Origin of the sequence: Caenimonas sp. SL110, from assembly GCF_001044395.1 — a bacterium.
GTDB lineage: Bacteria > Pseudomonadota > Gammaproteobacteria > Burkholderiales > Burkholderiaceae_C > Ramlibacter.
In genome coordinates, this window is record NZ_JANU01000031.1 from 123929 (window position 1) to 139677 (window position 15749).

Genomic DNA, 15749 nt, shown 5'->3' on the forward strand with positions numbered 1-15749 from the left:
GTCATTGCATTCAACGGCCGTCGCCGCTTCGCGGTGGATGCCGGATCAGGTCCGGCATGACATCCGTCACGCGACGATGCGCCCCGCCTCGATCGTGATCTTGCGCTCGCAGCGCTCGGCGATTCCCCTGTCGTGCGTGACGAGCACCAGGGTCGTCCCGAGCTCGCGGTTCAAATCGAACATCAGCTCCATCACAGTCTCACCGGTCGCAAAGTCCAGGCTGCCAGTCGGCTCATCGGCCAGCAACACCGCCGGCTGCACGACAAACGCCCGAGCCAGCGCGACACGTTGCTGTTCACCACCGGACAACACCCGCGGGTAGTGTCCGAGCCGCTGCGACAAGCCGACACGGCTCATCATTTCCGTCGCGGCCTTGCGCGAATCACTGCGGCCCGCCAGCTCCAGCGGCAGCATCACGTTTTCCAGCGCGGTCAGGTTGCCGAGCAACTGAAAGCTCTGGAAGACAAAGCCGACCTGGCGCGCCCTCAGGGCTGCGCGCTCATCCTCACCGATGGCAAAGATGTCCTGGCCGGCCAGGCGCACAGTGCCCGTGGTCGGGGTATCGAGCCCCGCAATGATCGACAGCAGCGTGCTCTTGCCCGAGCCCGACGCGCCAACGATCGCGGCAGTCTCCCTGGGAGCCAGCGAGAAATCGATATCGCGCAAAATGGCAAGCGTGCCAGTGGAGTCCGTGACCGATTTGTGTACGTGCTCGACGGCGATGATGGGATCAGGCATGTTTGAACTTTGTAAGCGCCGCAACTTTATCGCGGCTGCATTAGCTGGAGGTTATCTGATGGTGGCACAAGCCGCCCCAGGTACCGCTGCGCCCGTCGTGCTCATCGTCGGCGACTCCCTCAGCGCGGAATACGGATTGAAGCGCGGCGAAGGCTGGGTCGCGCTGCTCGAAAAGCGGATCGCGGCCGAAAAAATCCGCGCGAAGGTCGTCAATGCCAGCATCAGCGGCGACACCACGTCGGGCGGCCGCTCACGCCTGCCTGCCCTGCTCACCCAGCACAAACCGGCCGTGGTCGTCATCGAACTCGGCGGCAACGATGCACTGCGCGGATTGCCGTTGCAGATGAGCGAGGACAACCTGAACCAGATGACGGAGGCCGCGCAAAAGGCCGGGGCCAAAGTGCTGCTGGTCGGCATGCAGGTGCCGCCCAACTACGGCACCGATTATTCCAATCGGTTCTCGGGCATCTTCCCCAAGGTTGCCAGGGAAAAGAAAGCGGCCGTCGTTCCATTTCTGCTCAAGGGTGTAGCTGACACCGCCGACCCGACCAAACTCTTCCAGGCCGACCGCATCCACCCCAATGCGCTCGCCCATCCGCGAATGCTGGACAACGTCTGGCCCGAGCTGAAAAAGCTGCTCAAGTAATGCTCCATACCCTGTCAGCAGCCGAGGCCATCGCCAGGCTGGATGAATTCAGCAGCATCATCGACGCGCGCAGCGAAGGCGAGTTCGCGCAAGATCATCTGCCGGGCGCCATCAACTGGCCTTCGCTCAACAACGATGAGCGCATCCTGGTGGGCACGATGTACGCGCAGCAAGGGCCGTTCGAGGCAAGCAAGCGCGGCGCGGCTATCGTGGCTTCCAACATTTCAAAACACATCGAACGCAATGTGTTCGACAAGCCCAAGAACTGGCAGCCGCTCGTGTATTGCTGGCGCGGCGGCAAGCGCAGTGGTTCGCTCGCGCTGGTGCTTGGCCAGATCGGCTTTCGGGTGCATGTGATCCAGGGCGGCTACAAGGCGTTTCGCGGCGCCGTTCTGGCCGACCTGCCTGTCCTGGTCCAGAAATACGATTTTCGGGTGGTGTGCGGCCCGACCGGCTCGGGCAAGACGCGCCTCTTGCAAGCACTTGCAACGCAAGGGGCGCAGGTGCTCGACCTGGAGGCGCTCGCCAGCCACCGCAGTTCGGTGCTGGGACGCATCCCCGGCCAGGAGCAGCCCTCGCAAAAACGATTCGACACGCTGGTGTGGGGAACGCTGCGCAAGTTCGATCCCGCCCTGCCCGTCTATGTCGAATCGGAGAGCCGCAAGGTCGGTGACGTGGCGGTGAACGACGCGCTGATCGAGCGGATGCGGGCCAGCCCCTGCCTGCGGCTTGACCTTCCTGAAGACGAGCGCGTGGCGCTGCTGATGGAAGACTACGAGTTCTTCGCCAACGACAAGGCGCTGTTTTGCGATCGCCTGTCAGCGCTGACCGAACTGCGCGGCAAGGCCGTGGTCAAGGGTTGGCAGGATGAAATCGAGGCGGGCCGGATTGAAGGCGTGGTGCGTGAGTTGCTGGTCAAGCACTACGACCCCGGATACGCAAGTTCAATCGAGCGCAATTTCAGCCAGTTTGGAAATGCACAGGCGATCGTGCCTGTAGACAGGTCGATGGATGCGATGACCGAACTGGCCCGATCCATCCTGTCCGCCGCCCCTGCAGAGGGTTGAGGGGCGGGGAGCCGGGTCGTTACTGGCTCGGCGCAGGATTGCCCTGGTCATTGGGGCCGCTTTCGCCGCCCTCGTTGCCATCCCCAGGAGAGCCGGTCTTGCGAGCAGCCTTGTCCTTGAGCTTTTCCTCTTTTTTCTTCTTCTTGGCCAGTTCCTTTTGCCGCTTCTCGTATCCGTAGTTGGGTGTAGCCACTGAGCCTTCCGTTTCTCGCTTTGATAGCACCAATGTACGCGATAAACGACCCCACTGGAAACGCTGCCCTCAGGCCAGCGCGCCCATCGCCTTTTCGAGGTCGGCCCTGAGGTCTTGCACGGCTTCCAGCCCAATGGAAAAACGCACCAGCGTGCCCTTTTGGGTCCAGGTTCCAAGGCGCGCGCTGCGCATCGAAGCAATGTCGTAAGGCACGACCAGGCTCATCGGTCCGCCCCACGAATAGCCGAGCTTGAAGAGTGTGAGCGCATCGCAGAATGCATCGACCTGGGCGGCGCTGTAGCGCTCATCGAAGACAACAGAAAACAGCCCCGCGGCCAGGTCATTGGCACCGCACAGCGCCTGCCAGTGACGATGCCCCTGCGAGCCCTGCAGCGCGGGATGAAGCACCCTTGCAATCTCCGGCCGCGCCTGCAGCCACAACGCCAGTTCGCGCGCCGCGATGTCGTGCGCCCGATAGCGCAGGTGCATGCTCGGCAGCGAGCGGAGCACGGCCTCGGCATCGTTGGCAGCGACCCCCAGGCCGACCCGCATGTGCGTCATCTTGATTCGCTCTGCCAGGTCGTCGTCGCGCGTCACGACCGCGCCCATCAGCACATCGCCGCCACCGCTGGGATATTTGGTGAGCGCGTGGACAGAGATATCGACCGCAACGCCGTTGCCCAGATCAAAGGGATTGAAGGCAAGGCCCGCGCCCCATGTGTTGTCCAGCGCTGCAAGCACGCCCGCGTCGCGGCAGATGCGTGTGAGTTCGGGCAGATCCGGGAATTCCATCGTCACCGACCCCGGCGCCTCCAGCCACACCAGCTTTGTCTTTGCACCGATGCGCGCCTGAAGGTCCGCCGGATTCATCGCGTCGTACAGCTGGTGCGTGATGCCCCATGCCTTGAGTTCGCCATCGGCCAGCGCCTTGTTGGGGCCGTAAGCGTTGTCCGGGATCAATACCTCGTCACCCGACTTCAGCAGCGCCATCGCGACGTTGGCAATGGCTGCAAGGCCGCTGGGCACGAGCGCGCAATGCTTGCCGCCTTCGAGCGAGGCAATCCGCTCTTCGAGCATGAAGGTGGTCGGCGTGCCGTGCAGGCCGTAGGTGTAGCCGTTCTTGTTGCGCCAGTCACGCGCGCGCATGGCTGCTGTGTTGGCGAAGATGACGGTTGAAGCCTTGAAGATGCCGGGCTGCGGCGCATCGAATCCGGCGGGCGGAAGGTAGGCGTGGTGAATGAGGTCAGTAACGGGCTTGTTGCTCATGGGCATGATGGTAGCCGCAGGTGGCGTCTGCCTTGCTGCTGCGGCAAAATCGAAACTCGCAACGCAAGGAGCAGCCATGGCCGATGTCCCAGGCGAGCAACACGAACCGGCGCAAGCAACCCAGGCAACGCCACCAACGCAAGCGGTCGATGCGAGCGCGCGAGGCTTTTCGTTTCCCTATAGCGTCCCGCTCGTGCTCTATCCGATCCTGGCCATCGGCATTGCAGTGGGCGCGGCCAGGTGGTGGGGATGGGTGTTCATCATCGCGGCTGCATCAGCGGCTGTATTTTTCACGCGGGAAGGTCTCAGCAGTTCGCAATTCGAGGCCATCCACGCGGGTGACCCGACGCTCAACCTGCTGACATGGCGAATCAACTGGCTGGTGCTATTTGCGCTTCCCGCCGCTGCGCTGACGGCCTACGCGCTGCTCAAGCGTCTTTGGTGACCGGCTCGGCAAACGTCAGCCGATAACTGCGCGTGAACCCTTCGGGTGCGGGCACCTCGTCAAACGCTGCGCCGTGGACCTGCGCCACCTTTCGCACCACGCGGTGCCCCAGGCCGGTTCCACTGGTGCGTGCCGGATTCACAGGGCCGCCCACTGGCGTACCCGGCGTTGCGTCATCGCAGACCTGCACCCAGTTCGCAGCACTGTCGACCTGCACTTCGACCCTGGTGCCCGCCGGTGTGTGGACGACGGCGTTCTCCACCAGGTTTCGCAGCGCCATTTCCAGCAGCACCGGATGACCTTGCACATGCAGCGGCCCGATGCCGGAAACGCCAATTTCGTGATGCTGCTTGTGCGCCAGTGGCGCCATCTCGGCCACCACATTGCGCACCAGCGAATCCAGGTCGACGTCCTGCGCTGCCTGCGCGATTTCACTGCGGCTCGCGCGGGCCAGGGCCAGCAGGTGCGACAGGACTGTGCCCGCCCGCAAGGCATCGGCCTCGATGCGTGCCAGGCCCTCATCGACAACCTGTGCGTCGGCTCCACGCAGCGCCCTGGCCTGCAATGACAGCGATGCGAGCGGCGTGCGCAATTCATGGGCGAATTCATCGGCCAGCGCCTGCTCGCGCCTGAGTGCCAGGTTGTACCGCTCGACAAGGGTGTTGATCGCGCCGACGGCAGCATCGAACTCCTGGTGGCGGCCGGCCACCTGCAGCGGCTCGGCGCGATGGATGTCGAGCGCCAGGATTTCGCGCGACAACGCATAGAGAGGCGCCAACCCGCGGTAAATAGCAAGCCCGAGCACCAGCGCAATCACAGGCAGCAGCCAGAGGCCGGGCTCCATCATCTGCTGGGCAATGTCCGATGCGAGATCATCGCGTTCGCGTTCTGATAACAGCACCGTCACCATGCGCGTGTGGTTGTCGTTCCAGCGAGAGAACGCGCGCCAGGTTTGCCTCGGTTCGCCCAGCGTCAGCGTGGCGAACCCTTCCCGGGGTGCGACGCCTGGAAGCGGGGCATCGCCGCGCTGCGTGATCAGGCGACCCGCGCCGTCCCAGACGATCACGCTCATGGATTGCTGGTAGTCGTGGGCCTTGAGGTCCATCGCCGATCCGCTCGGTGTGGACGATCTGGCGGGTGGCGAGAACTGGCCTTCGCTGTAGTCGACGATCAGCGCGGCAAGGCTGGCCAGGTGGCCGTCGGTGAGCTCGTCGGCCTCGTGCTCGCCCGTCTTGTACCCGATGGCAATGAAGCTCGCCCAGACCACGCACAAAGCGCCCAGGGTCCAGGCCAGCAGGTGCTGCGTGAGCGTGCGCCGTTTCATTGGGCTGCCTGCTGGGGGACGAAGTAGCCGACACCGCGCACCGTCTTGATGAGTTCATCGCCCAGCTTGCGCCGCAACCGGTGGATATGCACTTCGATGGCGTTGCTGTCGAGCGCGGCCTCCCAGTTGTACATCTTGGATTCGATCTGCGAGCGCGACAGCACACGCGGACTGGCCTCCAGCAACACCACCAGCACCGCAAATTCACGTGCCGACAGCTCCACCAGTTCGCCCTGGCTGCGCACCGTCCGGGCGGCCGGGTCGATCTCGATGTCGCCATGCGTCAGCACCGGCGAGGCGCGACCGGCGGCGCGGCGCTTGAGCGCGCGAAGCCGGGCGGCGACCTCGTCGAAGTCAAAGGGCTTGGTGACGTAGTCGTCGGCGCCCAGATCCAGACCTTCGATCTTTGCGCCTACGGCGTCGCGAGCGGTCATGATCAACACGGGCGTGCGGGGGTCGGGATGCGGAGCGCTGCGGGCGCGAAGGTCTCGCAGCAGCGTCATGCCGTCGCCGTCCGGCAGGCCCAGGTCGAGCAGCACCGCATCGAATGGCTCCGCCCGCAGGGCTGCCCAGCCCTGCGCAAGACTGGAGGCGACATCCACGGCCCAGCCGTGCCGGCGCAGGTTGGCTGCCAGGCCCCGCGCGATTCCTTCGTCGTCTTCGACTACCAATACCCTCATGGCCTGATTGTGCAGGTTGCCGTCTTAAGAATGCCTTAAGCCCATCCATTCAGTCTCCGCACCCATGCAGAAAGAAAAACTGGGTGCGGTCCTGAAGTGGACCTTTGGCGCATTGGCGCTGGTGGTGATGTGGGATGTGTGGGGACTGGACCTGGCGACGGCCGAACTGGTTGGCAGCAGCCACGGCTTTCCGCTGCGCGAGCATTGGCTGTTTTCCTCCGTGCTGCACAACGGCGCCCGCCGCCTCTCGTGGGCGGTCGCGCTTGCCCTGTGCGTCGGCGTCTGGTGGCCCGTCGGTATCCTGCGGCAGCTTTCGACCAGCCGGCGCGCCCAGCTGGCTGTCACCACGCTGGTTGCGGCCAGCGCCGTGAGCCTGGTCAAGTCGTTCAGCATGACCAGCTGCCCCTGGGACCTGGAAGCCTTCGGCGGTGTTGCGCGCTATGTATCGCACTGGATGGCGGCCCCGGACGGCGGAAGTGGCCATTGCTTTCCGGCAGGACACGCATCGGCCGGGTTCGCTCTCATCGGTGGCTATTTCGCGTTTGCCGATCGGTCCCCACGGATTGCCCGCTACTGGCTGATCGGCGCTCTGCTCGCAGGGCTGGTGCTGGGTCTCGCCCAGCAAGTACGCGGTGCGCATTTCATGAGCCACACGCTGTGGACAGCATTGATCTGCTGGTGCGTCGCGTTGGGCATCGACCAGGCCTTTGGCCTCTGGCGGCGCCGCACCGAGTGGCAAAGCCTGCCCCGGAGTGCACTATGAAATCAGCACGCACCGTCCGGCCGGCCTGGGTTGTCGCTGGCGCGAGCGGCTGGATAGCCACCGTTGCCAATATCCCGCTGTGGCGCGCCATGGATTCGCTGGAGTTGCTCGCAACGCCGGCAGGCTGGAGCCTTGCGGCGGCCCTGGCCCTGATGATGGCGGGCTGTCTGGCCGCCGTCATGAGCTTGCTGGCGTGGCGCGCCACGCTCAAGCCGGTCGTGATCGTGCTGCTGGCCATCGCTGCAGTAGGCGGCTATTTCATGTTCGCCTACAACATCGTCATCGACTCGGCGATGCTGGTCAACGTGCTGGAGACCGACGCCCACGAGGCCGCTGACCTGTGGAGTGTGTGGATGCCTGTTTCGATCGCGCTGGTCGCGGGAGTTCCGGCGTGGATGATCTGGGTAACGCCGGTGCACCACGCCCCCTGGACCCGGCAGCTCGCGCGCAATCTCAGCGCTGCGGTCGCTTTCCTGGTGCTGGCAGTCGTTGCGGTCATGCTCGCCTTCCAGCCCTTGGCCTCATCGATGCGCAACCACAAGCAGCTGCGCTACATGATGAATCCGATGAACTCTCTGTATGCGGCAGGCCTGCTCGCAACGTCGCCGCTTCGCCGCGGACCGATGAAGCTGGCAGCGCTGGGAACCGATGCCGCGATCGCGCCCTCGCCCACCGGCAAGCCGCCTCTCATGGTTCTGGTCCTGGGCGAGACCGGCCGCAGCGGCAACTTTTCGATCAACGGCTACTCGCGCAATACCACGCCCGAGTTGCAGGCACTGAACGTAGCCAGCTCGACCAACGCATGGTCATGCGGCACCAGCACTGCTGCGTCGGTGCCATGCATGTTTTCGCATCTGGGCCAAAAGGGCTTTCAGTCGCGCACGCAAGACAACGAGAACCTGCTCGATGTCCTGCGCCACGCAGGACTCGCCGTCCTGTGGATAGACAACCAGGCTGGCTGCAAAGGCGTCTGCGACCGCGTCGCCAGTGCCAGCACGAGCGCGGCCGCCGACCCCCAACTGTGCGACAAGGGCGAGTGCTTCGACGGCATCCTGCTCGAAGGCATCGATGCGCGAATCGCCGCACTTCCAGCTGAGGCCCGAGCGCGCGGCGTGGTGCTCGTGCTGCACCAGATGGGCAGTCACGGACCTGCCTACGCCAGGCGATCACCCGCCCAGTTCAAGCGTTTCCAGCCCGAATGCCGCAGCAGCAACCTGCAGGAATGCAGCCGCGAGGAAGTCGTCAATGCCTACGACAACTCCATCGCCTATACAGATCACTTCCTGGCTTCGACGATTCATTGGCTCAAGGGCCAGGGACAGCGCTGGGACACCGCGATGGTCTATGTGGCGGACCACGGTGAATCGCTCGGAGAGAACAACCTCTATCTGCACGGCCTGCCGTACGCGTTGGCGCCGGATGTGCAAAAGCGGGTTCCCTGGATCACATGGCTGTCGCCGGGATTCGAGAGCCGCAGCGGCGTCACCATCGACTGCGTGAAAAAAGCGCGCGGCGACCTGGTGACGCACGACAACTACTTTCACTCGGTCCTCGGGCTGCTCGATGTCACCACGTCGGCATATGACAGTTCACTCAACGCATACCGGGCTTGCCAGCGCGAGACGGACCCTTCCATGGCGCAACTCGCGGGCCGCGTGGCGATCGCACCGCACTAGCGGTGTGGCGCGGCCACTGAGGACCGTCAGGTGTAACTAATTTCTTGCGCGCCGAATTGCGGTAAATTCCGCGCGTGTACCAAGTCTTCGCCTACAAGGGTTATTTCGTCGGAGCCTATCCACTTGCGGATGGGCCAAAGCGCTTCTACGGCTGCGCCCAGATCTGCACCGAGCTGCCAGACGATCGCTTCAAGGCGCAGTCGATCGAAAACGTCACGAGCGTGGGCTCCTACGACACACCTGAACGCGCCATGGAAGCCGCGCAGTTCCAGGCACGCCAGGTCATCGATAGCCTGGGACCCAATTGGGACCCGTTCACGGCCCCCGGGGCACTCGACTCACGATAACGGCCGCCCGCGCGCTGCTCAGTTGCGCGGCAGCTCCATCGGCGCGGTGGGCGCAAAAGATGCGTACGAGTCATCCGGTCGCGTCCTGAGCAATTCGAGGGCCGCCATCGCCTCCGAGCTTGCCGGCACTGTCGCAGCCCATTGGCGCGCCGCATCCCTGGGCCTTGCCTGGAACACCGAAATCAGTTTGCCGTTGAACATATTGGGCCTCTTCTGGTCTGCTGGATTGAAGACCAAATTCTGTTCAATCAACACGCAGACGCCTTAAGGCAATTGCCTAGTTGCGATGGGCAATGTGCGCCTGGCCGCAACGATCTTGCTATCGGGACGCGCGGGCACTGGCTGCAGCGGTGAGCCGGAATGAGAGGTTCTCCTTGGGCTGAAGCTCAAGATCGGCTGCGCGCAGGTAAACCGCCTCGCCGTCGAGCTGACCCCTGCAGCCGTCCAGGCGCACAAGTAAAAACCAGCCGCCGGGCGTGAGTTCGAGCACGGTGCCCTTTGCGCCAAGGGCTATGCCGTCTTCTGGAAAGGCGCGCTTCGTGCGAACGCGTTCGAGTTTGTGAAAGAGAGGTGTCACTTGAGATCTTCTGTTTTGCTGCAGGAGTCGCCATGACCCTGCTCAACCTGAAGATCGCAACAATACCAGCAAAGACCTCAATATGTCAGCTGAATGTATCGGTTCAAAACGATATATGGTATTTTTTTGTTATTTCGTGTTACGCCCTGAGCCAGTTGACAGCTTCATCCCGCGAGGTGAACACGCCAAGCGCGGCACCTTTCCTTCGTGCAACGTTCTCGCTGGTGCCGGTACGGCGGGACACCTGCACCACAGATGCTGCACGCGTGAACGCATCGAACATAGATACGGCCTTCTCGCCGATCGCAAAGTGATCCGTGAATTTGAAATCTTCGATGATCTGGGTCTGGTCCACGAGGACGCGGGACAAATGGCGCGCCCGTGCTTCGTGCGCAACGCGGTCGATCATCTCCATCATGTCGGCAAGCACCGCACGACCGCTGACGCTGACAACGAGCAGCTCGCCGTCTTGCTGGAATTCGAGCTTGAGGGGCATGGGGGCCGATGCTAGCAGCCCCCTGCGGTTGAGCTCAGACCTTCCACTTCTCCAGCAGCCGCTCCGGCCCCATGGAGTCATAGCCTTCAAAGGGCTGGTGGATCCATGGATTGGTCGCAAGAAACTCCACCGAGTAGTCGGGCGTGAACTTGGACAGGCCCTTGGTCCAGATCACGGCGCTGCGCAGCTCGGTGATCGGGGAATAACTGGTTCGCAGCATGTCGATCACGGCTTGCAGCGTTTGGCCCGAATCCGCGAGGTCATCGACCAGCAGCACCTTGCCTGCGATCTCGCCTTTGGGCGTGGTGATGTAGCGGGCGATGTCCAGGTGCCCCTGCACGGTACCCGCTTCTGCGCGATACGAGCTCGTCGACATGATGGCCAGGGGCTTGTCGAAGATGCGCGAGAGGATGTCGCCGGGGCGCAAGCCCCCGCGTGCCAGGCACAAAATCGTGTCAAAGTGCCAGCCCGACTGGTGCACCTTGATCGCCAGCTTTTCAATCAGGCTGTGGTACTCGTCATAGCTGACGTACAGGTGTTTGCCGTCTTCGGTCAACATGAACAGCTTCCTCTCAAGGCAGATAAGGGTGCCGCATCATGATCGTGTGATCGCGGTCGGGACTGGTCGAGATCATATCGATGGGTACACCGGTCACCTGCTGGATGCGCTGCAGGTACAGGCGTGCATTGACCGGCAGCTTGTCGTACTCGGTGACGCCGACGGTGCTCTGGGTCCAGCCCTCCATCATTTCGTACACCGGCTCACATCGCGCGATTTCATCAGCGCCCAACGGCAGGATGTCGGTGTGCTCGCCATCGAGCTTGTAGCCGGTGCACAGCATCAGCTCCTTGATACCGTCGAGCACGTCCAGCTTGGTGATGCACAGGCCGGACAAACCGTTGACCTGGGCACTGCGCTTGAGCAGCGCCGCATCGAACCAGCCGCAGCGGCGTGAACGCCCCGTTGTCACGCCCTTTTCGGCGCCGACAGTCGACAGGTGGTAACCCACGGTGCCGGGTGTTTCCCAGTCGAGCTCGGTCGGGAAGGGACCACCGCCCACCCGGGTGCAATACGCCTTGGTGATGCCCAGGATGTAGTGCAGCATCCCCGGGCCGACGCCCGCGCCGGCAGAGGCATTGCCCGCCACGCAGTTGCTGGAGGTCACGTACGGATAGGTGCCGTGATCGACGTCGAGCAGCGTACCCTGCGCACCTTCGAACAGCAGGTTGTCGCCGTGCAGGTGCGCTTCATTCAGTTCGCGCGACACGTCGGCCATCATGGGCTTGAGCAACTCGGCGTGCTTCATCGCCTCATCGAACACCTGCTGGTAATCCACAGCAGGCGCGTTGAGGTAGTTGGTCAGCATGAAGTTGTGCAGGTCCAGCACCACCTTGAGCTTTTCGCCGAAACGCCCGGGATGCTTCAGGTCCTGCACGCGCAATGCGCGGCGCGCGACCTTGTCCTCGTACGCCGGCCCGATGCCGCGGCCGGTCGTGCCGATCTTTTCGGTCCCGCCCTGCTCGCGCAGCGTCTCGCGTGCAATGTCGAGCGCGGAGTGAAACGGCAGGATCAGCGGGCATGCCTCGCTGATGCGCAGGCGCCCGCGAACTTCGACACCGGCCTTCTCAAGGCCTTCGATCTCTTCGAACAGCTTGGCTGCCGAGAGCACGACACCGTTACCGATGTAGCACTTCACACCCGGGCGCATGATGCCGCTGGGGATGAGGTGCAGCGCGGTCTTCACGCCATTGATGACGAGCGTGTGCCCGGCATTGTGGCCGCCCTGGAACCGCACGACGCCCTGCGCCATTTCGGTCAGCCAGTCGACCAGCTTGCCCTTGCCTTCGTCACCCCACTGGGTGCCGACCACGACCACATTGCGGCCCTTCGTCTTCATCATCGCAAGTTCTTCCTGGAGAAAAGTTAATTCAGGGGGCGCACGACCCAGCGTGCACCAGCGAGCGCGAGTTCGCGGTCGCAATGGAATTCATCGACTTCGTTGTCGTGGCCCGGCAGCACGCACACCACGGTCTCACCCGCGCTGCGCAGGGCGGCGATCGCCTCGCGCAGTTCGGCCGCATCTGCGCCCGCGTCGAGCCACGGCGCGCGGATCATGGCCTTGAGGGGCCGCTTGGGGACCACCGCAACGACTTCCTTCACATCAAGACTGAAACCCACTGCGGGTCTGTTGCGTCCGAATACCGCGCCGACCTCGTCGTAGCGGCCGCCCCGAACCAGCGCGTCGCTGGCGCCTGGCGTATAGATCGCAAACCGTGCGCCGCTGTAGTACGCGTAGCCGCGAAGGTCTGCCAGGTCGAACGAAACGCTTGCGCCGTGCAAGTGGCTCGCGAGCCACTTCAGGTTGTTGAGCGCCTCCTGGATCAACGCGGACGACGGGAGTGCGTTCTCGGCCTCGAGCAATACCTTCTCATCGCCGTAGAGCGACACCAGCGTGCGCAGGCCCTCACGGGCGACCACCGGGAACTTGCGGGTCGCGTCGGTCAACTCGCTGGTGTCCTTGGCAGCGAGCGCCGCGTGCACCCGGGCCAGCGCCTCGCCATCGACTGGAATGCCGGCCATCAGTGCACGGATGATCCGGGCATCGGCCATGTCAACGGTGAGTGGACCGACTCGGGTGGCCTTGAGGCAGTCCATGGCGAGCAGCAAGGCTTCCAGGTCTGCTTCCAGGCCGGCGTGGCCAAAGATTTCTGCGCCGAACTGGAGCGGCTCGCGCGTGGCGTGGGGGCGCCCCGGTCGTGTGTGCAGCACAGGGCCGCAGTAGCAAAGGCGAACGACCCCTTGCCGGTTGAGCAGGTGAGCGTCGATGCGGGCTGCCTGGGGGGTTGTATCGGCCCGCAGGCCCATCATGCGGCCCGAAAGTTGGTCAACGAGTTTGAAAGTCTGGAGATCGAGCGCTTCACCGGTACCGGTGAGGAGGGATTCGAGATGCTCGAGCAAAGGCGGCATCACCAGCTCGTAGCCGTAGCCCCGCGCGGTGTCCAGCAATTCGCGTCGGAGTTCTTCGATGTGCCGCGCCTCGGAAGGCAGTACATCGGCGATGTGATCCGGCAGGACCCAGGCGGACATGTTTTTTGGGGGCTGTTAAAAACGGTATTTTACGCGCCGCGAAAGGCGGACCCGCAAAGGCTGTCATGCCGGACCGGGAGGGCCGTCATGCCGGACTCGATCCGGCATCCACCGCGAAGCGGAGACTGCGCTTGCTCAAGGATGGATTGCGGATCAAGTCCGCAATGACAGCCTCTTCAAGTGCAGCCTATTTCTTGCTCGGCGCTGGCGCTGGTGCAACCGAACCGCGGAACGCCTTGAAGAACTCCGAGCCGCTCGGATCGACAACAACCACGTCGCCCTTCTTGTTGAAGCTGGCCTTGTAGGCTTCCAGGCTGCGATAGAACTGCGCGAACTGCGCGTCGCGGCCAAACGCTTCAGCGTAGGTCGAAGCAGCCAGGGCATCGCCCTCACCCTTGATTTTTTGTGCGTCGCGATAAGCGTTGGCCACCGTGACCTCGCGCTGGCGATCGGCATCGGCGCGAATCTTTTCACCTTCGGCTGCGCCCGTGGAGCGAAGCTCATTGGCGACCCGCTTGCGCTCGGCTTCCATGCGGCGATAAACCGATTCGGTGATGGTCTCCACGTAATCGGCGCGCGTCATGCGCACATCGACCACCTCGATACCCCAATTGCGGCCCTTGAGCTTTTCAAGCACCTCACGCTGCACTTCGGACATCAGCTCTTCGCGCTTGGTGGAGATGAGTTCTCGCACGGTGCGCTTGCCGATCTCTTCGGTGAATGCATTGCGTACTTCCTGGGCGAGCTTGCTGGCACCAGCGGCTTCGTCCACGCCCAGTGCACGAATGTATTCCGACGGATTGGTGATGCGCCAGCGCAGGTACCAGTCGATCACCAGACGCTGCTTTTCGGCCGTGTTGATCGGCTCGCTGTCGTTGCTGTCCAGCGTGAGAAGGCGCTTGTCCAGGTACTTCACGTCCTGGAACGGCGGCGGCAGCTTGAAATAAAGGCCGGGCTCGCGCACGACTTCCTTGATCTCTGCCAGTGAATAGATCACGCCGAACTGGCGCTGATCCACCACAAAGAGCATCGAGCTCAGCAGGGCCAGCGACACCAGGGCGAGGGAGACGATAAATCCGATTCTGTTCATGTTCATTTCTCCTCAGCGCGTTTCGCGTTCGCGGGTACGCGAGAGGTCGCGGCTGCGGGAATCGACGGGTGCTGCCGGAGCGGCAGCCGGTGCTGGCGGTACGACTGGCGCTTCGCCGGCTGCTGGCGCAGCGGCCGTGCCGGTCTGCTGGATGATCTTGTCGAGCGGCAGGTACAGCAGGTTGGAGCCCTGGCGCGAATCGACCATTACCTTGGTGACGCTCGAGTAGATCTGCTGCATCGTCTCGATGTACAGGCGGTCGCGTGTGACTTGTGGGGCGCGCTGGTATTCGGTCAGCAGCGATTTGAACCGCTGTGAATCACCCTGTGCCTGCGCGGCGATACGGGCCTTGTACGCCTCGGAATCTTCTTTCAGGCGCGAGGCCGTACCGACCGCGCGAGGAATCACGTCGTTGGCATAGGCTTGCGCCTCGTTCTTGGCACGCTCGCGTTCCTGTCCAGCCTTGAGCACATCGTCGAACGCGGCCTGCACCTGCTCGGGGGGACGCGGTCCGCCCTGCTGCAGGTTGATGCCGACGATTTCAACGCCGACGTTGTAGCGATCGAGAATGGCCTGCATCAGCTTGCGAACCTCGGGAGCGATGGAGTCGCGCTTTTCGCCGAGCACCGTGTCCATCTTCATCTTGCCGACGACTTCTCGCACCGATGTCTCTGCCGCCTGCACGACTGCTTCCTGCGGATTGCGGCTCTCGAACAGCCAGGCGCGCGCGTCCTTCAGGCGGTACTGCACGGCGAACTTGATTTCGACGACGTTTTCGTCTTCGGTCAACATGCCCGAATCGCGCAGGCCTGTGGCCTTGATGATGGTGTCGCGTCCGATGTCGACCGAGCGTGTCTGCGTGACCTGCACGATCTCGTGGCGCTGAACCGGATACGGCATGCGCCAGTTGAAGCCGGCGCCGACCGTGGAGCGGTACTTGCCGAATTGCGTGATGACGGCCTGCTGGCCTTCCTGCACGATGAAAAAGCCAGTACCGAGCCAGATCAGGACGACCACTGCAACCACGAGTCCGGCACCGATGCCGGCGCTCTTCATGTCGGGCTGGAAGCCACCGCCCCCACCGCCGAATCCGCCGCCGCCCTTGTCGTCGCTGCGCTTGCCCTTGCCGCCAAACAGGCCGCCGAGCTTGCGATTGAAATCGCGCCAGAGTTCATCGAGGTCCGGCGGGCCCTGGTTGGGTCCCTGGTTGCGGCCCCCATTGTTCTCGGGCTTGTTGTTCTCGGCCGGCTTGTCGTCGCCGCCGCGGCCCCATCGGGGGTCATTGAGATTGAACAGGCCTGCGATGCGGCCTTTCAACCCTGCCCAAGGTAGGTGGAGATTCATTTGCGCGTT

19 protein-coding genes are annotated in these 15749 nt (G+C 63.4%); 6 read left to right on the forward strand and 13 right to left on the reverse strand.

Translation table 11 applies throughout. The annotated features are described in order from the left end of the window. Positions 1–66 precede the first annotated feature (66 nt). Positions 67–738 carry an ABC transporter ATP-binding protein gene (locus AQ12_RS15060; RefSeq protein WP_048440745.1) on the reverse strand — a complete coding sequence of 224 codons (672 nt, stop codon included), beginning with the start codon at positions 736–738 and terminating at the stop codon, positions 67–69. 58 nt (positions 739–796) lie between these two features. On the opposite strand from AQ12_RS15060, the gene AQ12_RS15065 reads away from it, so the two are divergent. After that, positions 797–1384, forward strand: coding sequence for an arylesterase (locus AQ12_RS15065; protein WP_238587731.1), 588 nt, complete (start codon positions 797–799; stop codon positions 1382–1384). Continuing rightward, the gene (gene mnmH, locus AQ12_RS15070; protein ID WP_048440747.1) at positions 1384–2451 is read left to right on the forward strand and encodes a tRNA 2-selenouridine(34) synthase MnmH; all 1068 of its coding nucleotides are present in this window, start codon (positions 1384–1386) and stop codon (positions 2449–2451) included. Before AQ12_RS15065 ends, mnmH begins: the two co-directional genes overlap by 1 nt. A 19-nt stretch (positions 2452–2470) precedes the next feature. Here mnmH and AQ12_RS23180 read toward each other — a convergent pair whose 3' ends face one another. Next, positions 2471–2644 (reverse strand): hypothetical protein, encoded by a 174-nt coding sequence (locus tag AQ12_RS23180; protein WP_193387986.1) that lies wholly within the window; start codon positions 2642–2644, stop codon positions 2471–2473. 69 nt (positions 2645–2713) lie between these two features. After that, the gene (locus AQ12_RS15075) at positions 2714–3910 is read right to left on the reverse strand and encodes a PLP-dependent transferase (protein WP_048440748.1); all 1197 of its coding nucleotides are present in this window, start codon (positions 3908–3910) and stop codon (positions 2714–2716) included. Between the two features lie 76 nt (positions 3911–3986). Between AQ12_RS15075 and AQ12_RS15080 the strand changes: the two genes are divergently transcribed. Then, positions 3987–4355 carry a hypothetical protein gene (locus tag AQ12_RS15080; RefSeq protein WP_082151618.1) on the forward strand — a complete coding sequence of 123 codons (369 nt, stop codon included), beginning with the start codon at positions 3987–3989 and terminating at the stop codon, positions 4353–4355. Here the strand turns inward: AQ12_RS15080 and AQ12_RS15085 are convergent. Together AQ12_RS15085 and AQ12_RS15090 are read right to left on the reverse strand one after the other, a co-directional pair. Further along, positions 4339–5679, reverse strand: a complete 1341-nt coding sequence (locus tag AQ12_RS15085; protein ID WP_048440750.1) for an ATP-binding protein — start codon at positions 5677–5679, stop codon at positions 4339–4341. The genes AQ12_RS15080 and AQ12_RS15085 overlap by 17 nt on opposite strands. Further along, entirely contained in the window at positions 5676–6359 is a 684-nt protein-coding gene (locus AQ12_RS15090; protein ID WP_048440751.1) for a response regulator transcription factor, read from the reverse strand. The genes AQ12_RS15085 and AQ12_RS15090 overlap by 4 nt, the downstream gene beginning before the upstream one ends. 64 nt (positions 6360–6423) lie before the next feature. Here AQ12_RS15090 and AQ12_RS15095 point away from each other — a divergent pair, with 64 nt between their 5' ends. The 3 genes from AQ12_RS15095 to AQ12_RS15105 all read left to right on the forward strand — a co-directional run bounded on the left by AQ12_RS15095 (position 6424) and on the right by AQ12_RS15105 (position 9145). Continuing rightward, positions 6424–7122, forward strand: coding sequence for a phosphatase PAP2 family protein (locus tag AQ12_RS15095; RefSeq protein ID WP_048440752.1), 699 nt, complete (start codon positions 6424–6426; stop codon positions 7120–7122). After that, complete coding sequence (locus AQ12_RS15100; RefSeq protein WP_152682820.1) at positions 7119–8798, forward strand: phosphoethanolamine transferase; 1680 nt, start codon at positions 7119–7121, stop codon at positions 8796–8798. The genes AQ12_RS15095 and AQ12_RS15100 overlap by 4 nt, the downstream gene beginning before the upstream one ends. A gap of 74 nt (positions 8799–8872) precedes the next feature. Next, positions 8873–9145, forward strand: a complete 273-nt coding sequence (locus tag AQ12_RS15105; RefSeq protein ID WP_048440753.1) for a hypothetical protein — start codon at positions 8873–8875, stop codon at positions 9143–9145. 18 nt (positions 9146–9163) lie between these two features. Here AQ12_RS15105 and AQ12_RS15110 read toward each other — a convergent pair whose 3' ends face one another. The 8 genes from AQ12_RS15110 to hflK all read right to left on the reverse strand — a co-directional run bounded on the left by AQ12_RS15110 (position 9164) and on the right by hflK (position 15740). Beyond that, on the reverse strand, positions 9164–9346 hold the full coding sequence (locus tag AQ12_RS15110; protein ID WP_048440754.1) for a hypothetical protein: 183 nt from the start codon (positions 9344–9346) through the stop codon (positions 9164–9166). A 118-nt stretch (positions 9347–9464) separates the two neighbouring features. Further along, entirely contained in the window at positions 9465–9722 is a 258-nt protein-coding gene (locus AQ12_RS15115; protein ID WP_048440755.1) for a hypothetical protein, read from the reverse strand. Between the two features lie 139 nt (positions 9723–9861). Continuing rightward, complete coding sequence (locus tag AQ12_RS15120; RefSeq protein WP_048440756.1) at positions 9862–10218, reverse strand: hypothetical protein; 357 nt, start codon at positions 10216–10218, stop codon at positions 9862–9864. A 34-nt stretch (positions 10219–10252) separates the two neighbouring features. Beyond that, the gene (locus AQ12_RS15125; protein WP_048440757.1) at positions 10253–10777 is read right to left on the reverse strand and encodes a phosphoribosyltransferase; all 525 of its coding nucleotides are present in this window, start codon (positions 10775–10777) and stop codon (positions 10253–10255) included. Positions 10778–10790: 13 nt separating this feature from the next. Then, positions 10791–12119: an adenylosuccinate synthase gene (locus AQ12_RS15130; protein ID WP_048440758.1), complete on the reverse strand. Its 1329-nt coding sequence runs from the start codon at positions 12117–12119 to the stop codon at positions 10791–10793. Positions 12120–12142: 23 nt separating this feature from the next. After that, positions 12143–13306, reverse strand: coding sequence for an ATP phosphoribosyltransferase regulatory subunit (locus AQ12_RS15135; RefSeq protein WP_048440759.1), 1164 nt, complete (start codon positions 13304–13306; stop codon positions 12143–12145). Between the two features lie 187 nt (positions 13307–13493). Next, positions 13494–14396, reverse strand: coding sequence for a protease modulator HflC (gene hflC, locus AQ12_RS15140; protein WP_048440760.1), 903 nt, complete (start codon positions 14394–14396; stop codon positions 13494–13496). Between the two features lie 12 nt (positions 14397–14408). Further along, positions 14409–15740, reverse strand: a complete 1332-nt coding sequence (gene hflK, locus AQ12_RS15145) for an FtsH protease activity modulator HflK (protein WP_048440761.1) — start codon at positions 15738–15740, stop codon at positions 14409–14411. Between the last annotated feature and the right edge of the window lie 9 nt (positions 15741–15749).

What these genes read in the sequence shown, in the direction of transcription:
- AQ12_RS15060 (WP_048440745.1), bottom strand. Translation starts at nt 738, where the DNA reads ATGCCTGATCCCATCATCGCCGTCGAGCACGTACACAAATCGGTCACG.
- AQ12_RS15065 (WP_238587731.1), top strand. Translation starts at nt 797, where the DNA reads ATGGTGGCACAAGCCGCCCCAGGTACCGCTGCGCCCGTCGTGCTCATC.
- mnmH (WP_048440747.1), top strand. Translation starts at nt 1,384, where the DNA reads ATGCTCCATACCCTGTCAGCAGCCGAGGCCATCGCCAGGCTGGATGAA.
- AQ12_RS15075 (WP_048440748.1), bottom strand. Translation starts at nt 3,910, where the DNA reads ATGAGCAACAAGCCCGTTACTGACCTCATTCACCACGCCTACCTTCCG.
- AQ12_RS15080 (WP_082151618.1), top strand. Translation starts at nt 3,987, where the DNA reads ATGGCCGATGTCCCAGGCGAGCAACACGAACCGGCGCAAGCAACCCAG.
- AQ12_RS15085 (WP_048440750.1), bottom strand. Translation starts at nt 5,679, where the DNA reads ATGAAACGGCGCACGCTCACGCAGCACCTGCTGGCCTGGACCCTGGGC.
- AQ12_RS15090 (WP_048440751.1), bottom strand. Translation starts at nt 6,359, where the DNA reads ATGAGGGTATTGGTAGTCGAAGACGACGAAGGAATCGCGCGGGGCCTG.
- AQ12_RS15095 (WP_048440752.1), top strand. Translation starts at nt 6,424, where the DNA reads ATGCAGAAAGAAAAACTGGGTGCGGTCCTGAAGTGGACCTTTGGCGCA.
- AQ12_RS15100 (WP_152682820.1), top strand. Translation starts at nt 7,119, where the DNA reads ATGAAATCAGCACGCACCGTCCGGCCGGCCTGGGTTGTCGCTGGCGCG.
- AQ12_RS15110 (WP_048440754.1), bottom strand. Translation starts at nt 9,346, where the DNA reads ATGTTCAACGGCAAACTGATTTCGGTGTTCCAGGCAAGGCCCAGGGAT.
- AQ12_RS15120 (WP_048440756.1), bottom strand. Translation starts at nt 10,218, where the DNA reads ATGCCCCTCAAGCTCGAATTCCAGCAAGACGGCGAGCTGCTCGTTGTC.
- AQ12_RS15125 (WP_048440757.1), bottom strand. Translation starts at nt 10,777, where the DNA reads ATGTTGACCGAAGACGGCAAACACCTGTACGTCAGCTATGACGAGTAC.
- AQ12_RS15130 (WP_048440758.1), bottom strand. Translation starts at nt 12,119, where the DNA reads ATGATGAAGACGAAGGGCCGCAATGTGGTCGTGGTCGGCACCCAGTGG.
- AQ12_RS15135 (WP_048440759.1), bottom strand. Translation starts at nt 13,306, where the DNA reads ATGTCCGCCTGGGTCCTGCCGGATCACATCGCCGATGTACTGCCTTCC.
- hflC (WP_048440760.1), bottom strand. Translation starts at nt 14,396, where the DNA reads ATGAACAGAATCGGATTTATCGTCTCCCTCGCCCTGGTGTCGCTGGCC.
- hflK (WP_048440761.1), bottom strand. Translation starts at nt 15,740, where the DNA reads ATGAATCTCCACCTACCTTGGGCAGGGTTGAAAGGCCGCATCGCAGGC.